The following is a 9430-nucleotide window of genomic DNA, read 5'->3' on the forward strand; positions in this document are numbered from 1 at the left end:
CACCGTCAACGGGGGTGTTCACGCATTACATGGGGATTCTCACCCCAAGTAATTTTCCTCCTGTCTCCAGTATAGCTGTCTCCTGTCTCCTTCAAAAATATCAAATCATTCGTCACTGTGCAACGCCAATTATTTAGGAGTCAACCCACCCCTAACCCCTCCCAAGAGGGGGAGTCAGGAGGACCGAGTCAGGAGGGAAGAAATAAGAAGAAAGAGTAGTAAGAGTAGTAGAAGAGAAACTTTTTTGTTCACTAATTATCCAGGCATGATTCATACCTCAAATAACCAACGCCTAAGTTAGAAAAAAAACGGAGAGGGTGGGATTCGAACCCACGGAGGTTTGACCCTCACTCGATTTCAAGTCGAGCGCATTCGACCACTCTGCCACCTCTCCATTAATAAGTCAAAAGTCAAAAGTCAAAAGTTAAAAGTTAAAAGTCATTTTTAATTTTTGTTCAGGAGTTAGAAATACTCTATAGCGCTACCCGCAAGTCAGAAGTAATCTCTGACTGAGTTTGAGCATTTAGGAATGTCCTAAGCTTTGATTCGACTGCTATAACTGTTTTGACATTTATATATTATAGCACTTGTGCAGGCTCAACAACAGATTTGGATTGGGAATATAAAATTTCTTCAGAAACTACTTTCAAATCATGGCCAACCCAAACCAAAGCAGCTTGAGATATTATGCCTGCCTTCATAGATACAATTGAGAAATTCCGTTCTTTCTGGCCCTCATTTTCTATGATGCGTGGCACACTTGCTGCATTCAAATATAATGTCCCTTCGGTATCTACATCAACACGCTTACGCAACTTTTCCTGAATATGTCTCAATCTATGGTGCATGTGACCAAAAGTCACTAAGGAAATATTCTTGCCCAATTGCCGAGATTTTACAATGGCATCCCTAAAATCAGGGTCGCCGAAATCTCCACCTCTGGGTTGCCAGTCACGTCCCACTGGATCTTCGGGGGCATCTCCTAAACCAACAGGCCCATTATGGCCAAGAAAAATTATATTTTGACATACTGCATTCTCTACTGCCTTGACTATTAAATTAGTAGATTCCTCAAAACTATTAACTCCAAACCTTTGCTGATAAAAATCTTGATATTTCCATTCTGGACCTCCCCAACTAAAAGGACGAGTCCCAATAACTGTCAAGTCTAACTCTGGAAAATCTCGCTTTCCATAACCTACATGAGCTTCTCCAAATAAGTCTATTTGTTGTTGTACTCTGTCTTCTTGAGTTTGGTCATAAGGGCATTTTTTTCTGCCCCATTCTGTTGCGGTATACCAAGCATCGTGATTACCAAAAACTACTGCTTTAGGGATATCAATAGCAGCGATCGCTTGTACCACTTCTACTGCTTCATTACCAAAATCTCCCACAAATAGTACTAAGTCAACTCCTAGATATTTGAGGGCTATTTCATCTTCTGGTTCCCATTGATCGTGAACATCTCCAACAATGGCAATTTTGCTCAATTTTTCTAGATTATCTGTCATTTTTACTTTTTTTGCTAATAGTATTTTCTCTGAATTACTAGAAATATTTGGAAGACTTTTAAAGATTAGCTGCTATTTGTTAAATCTAGTCTATCCAATCGGATTTTTTTTTGACATAGTGAATAACTATATGGAAGTTTTTTTTACTTATTTATTGTAGAATTTAACTCAAATTTATTCTCAAAAATAGACTTAAATCTAGGTCATATTGTATCACAATGGAACATCAACAACTAATTATTTTTACTCGCTATCCAGAACCAGGAAAAACTAAAACACGATTAATACCTGCTTTGGGGGCTGAAGGTGCAGCAAATTTGCAACGTCAGATGACTGAAACAACTGTAAAAAAAGCTAATAAGTTATTTGATTTTATTTCATTATCTGTTGAAGTTAGATTTGTCGGTGGCGATTTACAATTAATGAAAAATTGGTTAGGTTCAGATTTAAAATATCAAGAACAAGGTATGGGGGATTTAGGGGAACGTATGGCAAGAGGGTTTCAATCTGCTTTTAATCGGGGGATGAAATCTGTGGTAATTATTGGTATAGATTGCCCTAGTTTAACTTCTGAAATTATTTTACAAGCTTTTGCTAAACTGACTGAATCTGATGTGATAATTGGTCCTGCAACAGATGGGGGTTATTATTTAATTGGTCTGAGAAAAATTACTCCAGAATTATTTCAAGGAATTAATTGGGGAACGTCCGAAGTATTGTCAAAAACTGTAGCGATCGCTCAAAGTTTGAAGTTAGTTATTGATTATTTACCTAAGCTTTCTGATATTGACCGTCCAGAAGATTTAGAAAAATCACAGTTTAAAATTAAGGGTACATCTCAGTTTTGAAGAAAGCCAAAAACTTATAGCTTTTAGGGAACAGAGAATAGGGAATAGAGAATAGGAGAAAAGTATTTTTGTAAATATGAGATGCACCCCAAAAATTAGGATGCTCTATAGTCTGAGTTTATACAGCATATTCCAAGTATATGAAGTACAAATATTAATAATTAAATGAATGCAAGTGCGGGCATCTTGTCCGCGAGGGATGTACTTCACCAAGGTGGAATCCGCTGTATCATATTCGGATAATCAGTTATAAAAAAAACTTCTGTCCTGGAACCTTTCTTTACCTTCTGCCTTCTGCCTTCTACCTTCTGCCTTTCTTTAACTGATAACTGATAACTGAAATGACCAGTATTTCGATTATTATTCCTGTTTTAAATGAAGTTAGTACGATTACCCAAACAATTTCAACAGCTCAAACGGCAAAAGATAAAGATATAGAAATAATAGTTGTTGATGGTGGCAGTAATGATGGAACAATTGAGCTGATTAAATGTTTAAATATCCAAATTATTTCTTCTCTTCCTGGTCGTGCCACTCAGATGAATTGTGGAGCAAAAATAGCAACTGGAAAAATTCTTTTATTTCTACATGGAGATACCCTTTTACCTTCAAATTTTGACCGAATGTTGGAAGAGATATTGGTCAAACCGAAAATTATTGCAGGTGCTTTTGAACTAAGTATTAGAGGAAAAACAAAAGGTTTACGAATAGTTGAAAGAATGGTAAATTGGCGGTCGCGTTATTTGCAAATGCCTTATGGGGACCAAGGAATTTTTCTCCCAACCAAAGTTTTTCAAGAAATTGGTGGTTTCCCAGAAATACCAATTATGGAAGATTTTGAATTGATACGACAGTTAAAAAAAAGAGGACAAATAGCAATTATACCATCTCCAGTATTTACTTCTGGCCGTCGGTGGCAAAAATTAGGAATACTCAAAACGACTTTCATTAATCAAATAGTTATTATTGCTTATCTACTTGGGGTATCTCCAAAAAGACTAGCGCGATTGTATGTTAACTTTAAGGACTAAATAAGAAGATTTTGGACTTTCAGAGCTACTACCAAAGGAGAATCACAAAATATTCAATAATTAGGGTTTGCGCTCAAAAGTCTTATGGGTGAAGGTAGGAGACAGGAGACAACCCACCCCTAACCCCTCCCAGGAGGGGGAGACAGGAGAAAAGGGAATGCGAGGAGGTAGGAGTAATAATTGTCAATTTGGGATTTTTTGCTCAACTATCTGTCTAAAAGACTAACTTTTTGAGCATGAAGAGCTGAAAAACTGGCACTTTTTTCGACAAAAAAAAGCCTAAAGTTCTTATATGTCAATGCTTTTAGATTTAATCAGCAGAGCAATAATTAAAATTAAAAAAATATTAAAAATAATCACATTAGATTAACTTTTTTAAAGTTAAAAACTAATTTTGAGATATAGAATGCACTTACCTCGTAAAATATTAGCTTAATATCTTCTAAAGATTTTTAAACTCCTACTCAGAGGAAAGAATTAAGTATGCCAGAAGCTACAGATACAGGATTTGTTCAACCCTATAATGGAGACCCTTTCGTTGGTCATTTATCTACTCCAATCAGTGATTCTGACTTTACGAGAACATTTATCGGTAATCTACCTGCTTACCGCAAAGGTCTATCCCCAATTTTACGGGGTCTAGAAATAGGTATGGCCCATGGTTATTTCATCGTTGGCCCTTGGACAAAACTAGGTCCATTACGGGATTCTGCCACAGCTAACTTAGGTGGGCTAATTTCTGCGATCGCCCTAATTCTAATTGCCACTATCTGCCTATCCACTTATGGAATAGTTTCCTTCCAAGGAGATAGTCCCGAAAGTGCAGACCCACTCAAAACTTCTGAAGGTTGGAGTCAGTTTACTGGTGGTTTCTTCATTGGTGGTATGGGTGGTGTAGTTGTTGCATTTTTCCTACTAGAAAACTTTGAGGTTCTAGACTCAATTTTCCGTGGTTTCGTTAATAACTAAATACCTCTGAAATAGTTGAAGATGTAAATCTAAAAAGCAGATTTACATCCTGCTTGAATTGGTGAAATAATTACTGGTAAAATTTTCTCAAAAAACAAGTAAAATTTTGATAAAATCAGATAATCACCTACTTTGAAATAGTGTAATTTAAGGAGAATATGAAATGACTGGTTCTTATGCCGCAGCTTACTTACCTTGGATTTTAATTCCTATAGTTACCTGGTTAATGCCAATTGTAGCTATGGGTTTATTGTTCATTTACATTGAGAGCGAAGCCTAGTTTTTTATACTTCTAGGTCAATAAGTTAATTGAATAAAGTGGCGTATGAATATCTATCTGATAATGCAGGGGATAAAAACGCCACTTTTTTTATGTTTTTTGGGGTGGATTTTGGTAATATTTTCCATTATTAATTAGGGTTTGCGCTCAAAAGTCTTTTAGTAGGGGAAGGAGACAGGAGACAGGAGACAGGAGACAGGAGAAATGGGAATGAGCGAGGAGGCAGGAGTAAGAATTGTAAGAATGATTTTTTTGCCCAACTATGCGCCTAAAATACGCTCCTTTTTGAGCATGAAGAGCTGAAAAATTTGCACTTTTTTCGACCCCAAAAAGGCACTTATCTTTATATGTCAATGCTTTTAGATTAGATCGGTAAGCCCTAATTATCAGCATTAGGAATATTAAAATTATCGTATAATGACGGAAATATAATAAATTTATAATATCTTATATATAGATTTTTTCGTATAAATATCAATGCTTTTCTTCCGATAAAGTGTTTCGATCAAAGTATATAGAATTTCTGCTTCTACATGAGGTAAAAAATTTTTGGATTTTAGGGAACACCTTAATATAGAAAAAAGACTGTATTCCATTAATATGAGAATCGCTATAGTCATAATTAATAAATTAATAACTATAGAGTATCTGTGCTGACCTGTAGAAGATAACTAATACTGTTGAAATTTACTGAAGGATATCGGGTTGAAAAGTGGAAGAAAAACTACAAGAATTAGCAGAAAAATATGAAATTCCTCTGGAACTCATTACAGCAGCAATTGAACTTGAAAAACAAGAAATTTTCAAGCAAAAACGCAAGACTGCTCCGACAAAATTACTCGAAATGATTGAACGGTATACAGACTCATCAGAATCATTTATGGAGGATACTCATTATGGGGCTTAAACTCAGAAGTATTCGTCTAAAAAACTGGAAATGTTATCAAAATCAAGAAATAAAATTTAACCTAAATACTGATAAGCAAATCTGGATTGTTTTTGGTCAAAATGGATTTGGCAAAACATCTATACTAGAGGCAATTCAATGGTGTCTTTACGGTGCAAAAGCTATTTCTGATTCTAAATTACTAGACCATTTTAATCGGGTAATAGTTAAAGAGAATCCTAATGTAGAAATGTCAGTAGAACTTGTTTTTGAGCGTAATGGAGATATTTATAATATTAGCAGAGTTGCAAAAAGAGAAATACAAGGCGAGACAGCTAGAGCAAAAGTAGAACTACCAGTAATCAATAAAAATGGTAAAAATATCAGAGATGTGCCAGAAAAAATTGAGGAACTATTGCCAAATTCCTGTAAATAATTTTTCTTCTTTGATGGTGTAGAAATCAAACGTTATGCTCAACGAATTCACACTAAAGAAACCCACAAAGCCATAGAGAGAATACTTGGAATTACTGAATTACTAAATCTCCGGCACGATGTAGAAATTACTAGAAAAAAATTAGATAGAAAATTTGATGAAGTAGATTCGGTGAATGAAAGTCTCAGACAAGTCAAACAAAAACTTCGATAAATTCAAGAAAATATAGAAGTCAAAACAGCACAACTTGATGAAGCAAAATTAGCCGAGAGACAGGCTGAGATTGAACTGGAAGAAACAAGAAAAGATGCAAATAAAATTGAAGCACTGCAACAGAAATTAGAACAATTAAAGGATTTAGAAAGAGAGCAAGAACGTTGTAAAGAAAACCTCAAAAAAGCCACAGAAAAATTAGAAAGTGGGTTGAGACAAGCACCTATTCCGCTATTAATAGAATTTGTGAGATAAGTTGCAGATGATATGCAAAGTACAGCTATTACAACCGCTCGACGTTCTGGTTCAGTTAAGATTTTACGAGAGCTACTAGAAGATAAAACTTGTGTTTGTGGTCGTTGTATAGATGAAGATTCTCGTCAATTTATTATCAAAGAAATTGAAAGTTTAGAATCTGGTGTTAGTAGTACCCAAGAAGTAATCCGTCAGGATGAATTACGCAACCGCTTAGAAACAATTTCCGATTATAAAATACCTAACTTTCAAGACCTTTTGTTGGAGCGCGATTGCCTACAAGATGAACTAGAAAAAATCAAACTAGACCCATATCGTCTGAAACGATAAACTAAAGGAATTAATCAAGAAGAAGCTCAAGTAACTTGGCAATTGGTAGGAGCAGCAGAGCAAACTGCCAGACAGAAAAAAGAGCAAATTGAGAGATTAAATAAGGAAATAGAAGATTTAAAAAAAGACGAATAAAAACAACGCCGAGAAATAGAAAAATTAGTAACTCAAGATCAACAAACAGAAACTTTAGCAAAGCAAGCAAAACTAGCAATAAGTCTTTCTCATGCCACAGATGAACTAATTAAATAGTGTACAGAAGAAAGGAAACAAACCATCGAAGATCGAACCTCTAAAATTCATCGCAAAGTCACTAATAAACCAGAAGAATATCAAGGTATAAAAATTCAACCAGACTATACTTTAGGAGTCAAAAATGCAGTAGGTCAAATTATCGACCCAGAAACCTTAAGCGCAGGAGAAAAAGAAGCATTAGCTTTCGCTTTTATCACAGGATTAAATTTAGCATCTGGTACAGCAGCACCTTTAATTATGGATACTCCTTTTGGTCATCTAGATACCAAACATCAGAAAAACTTAATTAAATCATTACCAGAAATTCCATCCCAGGTAATAGTTTTAGCAACAGACCGAGACTTTCCCTCGCATCTTTTAAATATTGTGGAACCTCAAATTGCAGGTACTCTCAATATTCGTCGTCTTGGGGCAACAAAGGATGCTTCCGTAGTAGAGGAAGAAAAATGAAACGTATCGACCCCAACGCAACTATTCGCCCCACACCAGAAGCGAGAGGTTATTTGGACGCCCTCAAAAGTCAGGCCGTTTTCGGACGAATGGTTGATGCTTATGTATTTGCCGCAGCTTATGCCATCAAACAAAATGCTGATATCTCCCAAGTTTCTCTCAAAAGTCGCCAGGATATGGCAATTATGAAAATTGTTGATGATGAGGTACGTCTGGCACTAGAAGCAGGAGTCCATGCCATAACTAAACGTAACAGTCAACCCCAAACTACTGAAAGTCGGGAAGTTCTGGAAATTATCACAAAATATGCAGAGGTGGGACTGAATTTGTTAAAAGTACGATGGGAAGGAAAGACTGGTACTCAAATTCAAGACGACATCCGCAGAATTATTACTGGCAAAACAGAATAAATGTCCACTTGACGAAGTCAGAAGTCAGAAGCGAGTGTGTAATTCTGAGGTCCCCTCAGAATGTAAGACACACTCAAGACAGTCAGAAGTTAACCCACCCCTAACCCCTCCCAGGAGGGGAGGGGAAGTAGAGAATTTTAAGCAACTCTCCAAAAATATTTCGCCTTAAAAAGCGGGGTTGCGCGACCCATATTATTTTGATAAAGCAGTGTGCACTGGTATATTTACAAATTGCAGGAAGTGTCCAATAGCTAAAAGTCTTATATTATCGGCAATTTATTCCCCTCCTGGGAGGGGTTAGGGGTGGGTTGCCTGTGCATAGCGCTATAAAGCAATACAATAATTAATCAATAATATTACTCAGAATGTAAACCGTGAAAATATTCATCTACCACACTCCCGAAGAAACCCCCACCGAAAATATGCCAGACTGCGCGATCGCGGTTGATGTCCTCAGAGCAACAACAACAATGGCCACAGCATTAAATGCAGGTGCAGAAGCAGTACAAGTATTTAGCGATGTTCAAGAATTAATGGCAGTCAGCGAGCAATGGCCTGCTGACAAACGCATTCGTGTAGGAGAAAGAGGAGGCAAAAAAGTAGAAGGTTGTGATGAAGGCAACTCACCCCTCAACTTTACTTCAGAAGTTGTCAAAGATAAACGTTTATTTATGACTACTACTAATGGCACTCGTTGTCTTCAGCGGATTCAAAATGCTAAAGTTGTCCTAGCAGCAGCACTTGTCAATCGTCGCTCTGTAGTTGAATATCTCAAAACCAATAAACCAGAAACTATTTGGATCTTGGGGTCTGGGTGGGAAGGTAGTTATTCATTGGAAGATACAGTCTGTGCAGGAGCGATCGCTCATACCCTAATTACAGAAACTAATTCTCTCCCAGATGAAACTGTAGGAAATGATGAAGTATTTGGCGCAATATCTCTCTATCTTCAGTGGGAGCAAAAATTATATGAACTATTAAATTATGCCAGTCATGGCAAACGTCTCCAACGCTTAGAGTGTTATGAAGACCTCAAATATTGCTCTCAAACTGACACCTTAGATATTTTGCCTATGCAGAAAGAACCAGGAGTTTTAATTAAAGCATAATTGAAGAAGGAGTCAGGAGTCAGGAGTCAGGAGACAGGAGGTAAGAGGGTAGATGTGGGGAGAAATGATACAAAAAACACTCCTTACTTCAGATTTTCGGTCAAAATTGATGCGCGAAAAGACTTGACTACCATAATTATATAGGTCTCAAATGGGTTATATAGAACCCATTTATAGCAACTTCCAGGTTGGTGTTTGACAATTAGTGCGAGCATCTTGCTCGGGTCATACAGCGGTTTTCATTTAGGTAGACCACAGTAGGGACGTTCCATGGAATGTCCCTACAAGGTTTGATGTGTGAAGATGTGGTTCATCAATTTGAAAAGCGCTGTAAATCATCATAATTACTCGATGTCCTAACTATATTGGCGACTGCTATAGTATCTTTGTAGGCGGTATGTGCTTTTGGCATCAGCAGTCAGTCCTCAGTCCTCAGTCCTCAGTCCA

11 protein-coding genes and 1 tRNA gene are annotated in these 9430 nt (G+C 36.8%); 10 read left to right on the forward strand and 2 right to left on the reverse strand.

What is annotated here, in order from left to right; genetic code table 11:
* Positions 1-309 precede the first annotated feature (309 nt).
* Both F6K27_RS31155 and F6K27_RS31160 read right to left on the reverse strand, forming a co-directional pair.
* Positions 310-394: transfer RNA gene (locus tag F6K27_RS31155), tRNA-Ser, on the reverse strand.
* 184 nt (positions 395-578) lie between these two features.
* Complete coding sequence (locus tag F6K27_RS31160) at positions 579-1511, reverse strand: TIGR04168 family protein (RefSeq protein ID WP_287277353.1); 933 nt, start codon at positions 1509-1511, stop codon at positions 579-581.
* A 218-nt stretch (positions 1512-1729) separates the two neighbouring features.
* On the opposite strand from F6K27_RS31160, the gene F6K27_RS31165 reads away from it, so the two are divergent.
* The 10 genes from F6K27_RS31165 to F6K27_RS31210 all read left to right on the forward strand — a co-directional run bounded on the left by F6K27_RS31165 (position 1730) and on the right by F6K27_RS31210 (position 8983).
* Entirely contained in the window at positions 1730-2359 is a 630-nt protein-coding gene (locus F6K27_RS31165) for a TIGR04282 family arsenosugar biosynthesis glycosyltransferase (RefSeq protein WP_124143430.1), read from the forward strand.
* A 341-nt stretch (positions 2360-2700) separates the two neighbouring features.
* On the forward strand, positions 2701-3390 hold the full coding sequence (locus tag F6K27_RS31170; RefSeq protein WP_287277354.1) for a TIGR04283 family arsenosugar biosynthesis glycosyltransferase: 690 nt from the start codon (positions 2701-2703) through the stop codon (positions 3388-3390).
* Between the two features lie 483 nt (positions 3391-3873).
* Positions 3874-4359, forward strand: coding sequence for a photosystem I reaction center protein subunit XI (locus tag F6K27_RS31175; protein ID WP_287277356.1), 486 nt, complete (start codon positions 3874-3876; stop codon positions 4357-4359).
* Positions 4360-4522: 163 nt separating this feature from the next.
* Positions 4523-4639, forward strand: a complete 117-nt coding sequence (locus tag F6K27_RS31180) for a photosystem I reaction center subunit VIII (protein ID WP_287277358.1) — start codon at positions 4523-4525, stop codon at positions 4637-4639.
* A 712-nt stretch (positions 4640-5351) separates the two neighbouring features.
* Complete coding sequence (locus F6K27_RS31185; RefSeq protein ID WP_287277359.1) at positions 5352-5546, forward strand: hypothetical protein; 195 nt, start codon at positions 5352-5354, stop codon at positions 5544-5546.
* Positions 5536-5961 carry an AAA family ATPase gene (locus tag F6K27_RS31190; RefSeq protein WP_287277361.1) on the forward strand — a complete coding sequence of 142 codons (426 nt, stop codon included), beginning with the start codon at positions 5536-5538 and terminating at the stop codon, positions 5959-5961. Before F6K27_RS31185 ends, F6K27_RS31190 begins: the two co-directional genes overlap by 11 nt.
* A 480-nt stretch (positions 5962-6441) precedes the next feature.
* Complete coding sequence (locus F6K27_RS31195) at positions 6442-6759, forward strand: hypothetical protein (RefSeq protein ID WP_287277362.1); 318 nt, start codon at positions 6442-6444, stop codon at positions 6757-6759.
* A 492-nt stretch (positions 6760-7251) separates the two neighbouring features.
* Positions 7252-7464, forward strand: a complete 213-nt coding sequence (locus tag F6K27_RS31200; protein WP_287277363.1) for a hypothetical protein — start codon at positions 7252-7254, stop codon at positions 7462-7464.
* The gene (locus F6K27_RS31205; RefSeq protein WP_287277364.1) at positions 7461-7874 is read left to right on the forward strand and encodes a hypothetical protein; all 414 of its coding nucleotides are present in this window, start codon (positions 7461-7463) and stop codon (positions 7872-7874) included. The genes F6K27_RS31200 and F6K27_RS31205 overlap by 4 nt, the downstream gene beginning before the upstream one ends.
* A gap of 374 nt (positions 7875-8248) precedes the next feature.
* A complete protein-coding gene (locus F6K27_RS31210; RefSeq protein ID WP_287277365.1) occupies positions 8249-8983 on the forward strand; it encodes a 2-phosphosulfolactate phosphatase family protein in 735 nt (244 codons plus the stop codon).
* The last annotated feature ends 447 nt before the right edge of the window (positions 8984-9430 follow it).

This window comes from Okeania sp. SIO2F5 (genome assembly GCF_010692685.1).
Classification (GTDB): Bacteria; Cyanobacteriota; Cyanobacteriia; order Cyanobacteriales; family Microcoleaceae; genus Okeania; species Okeania hirsuta.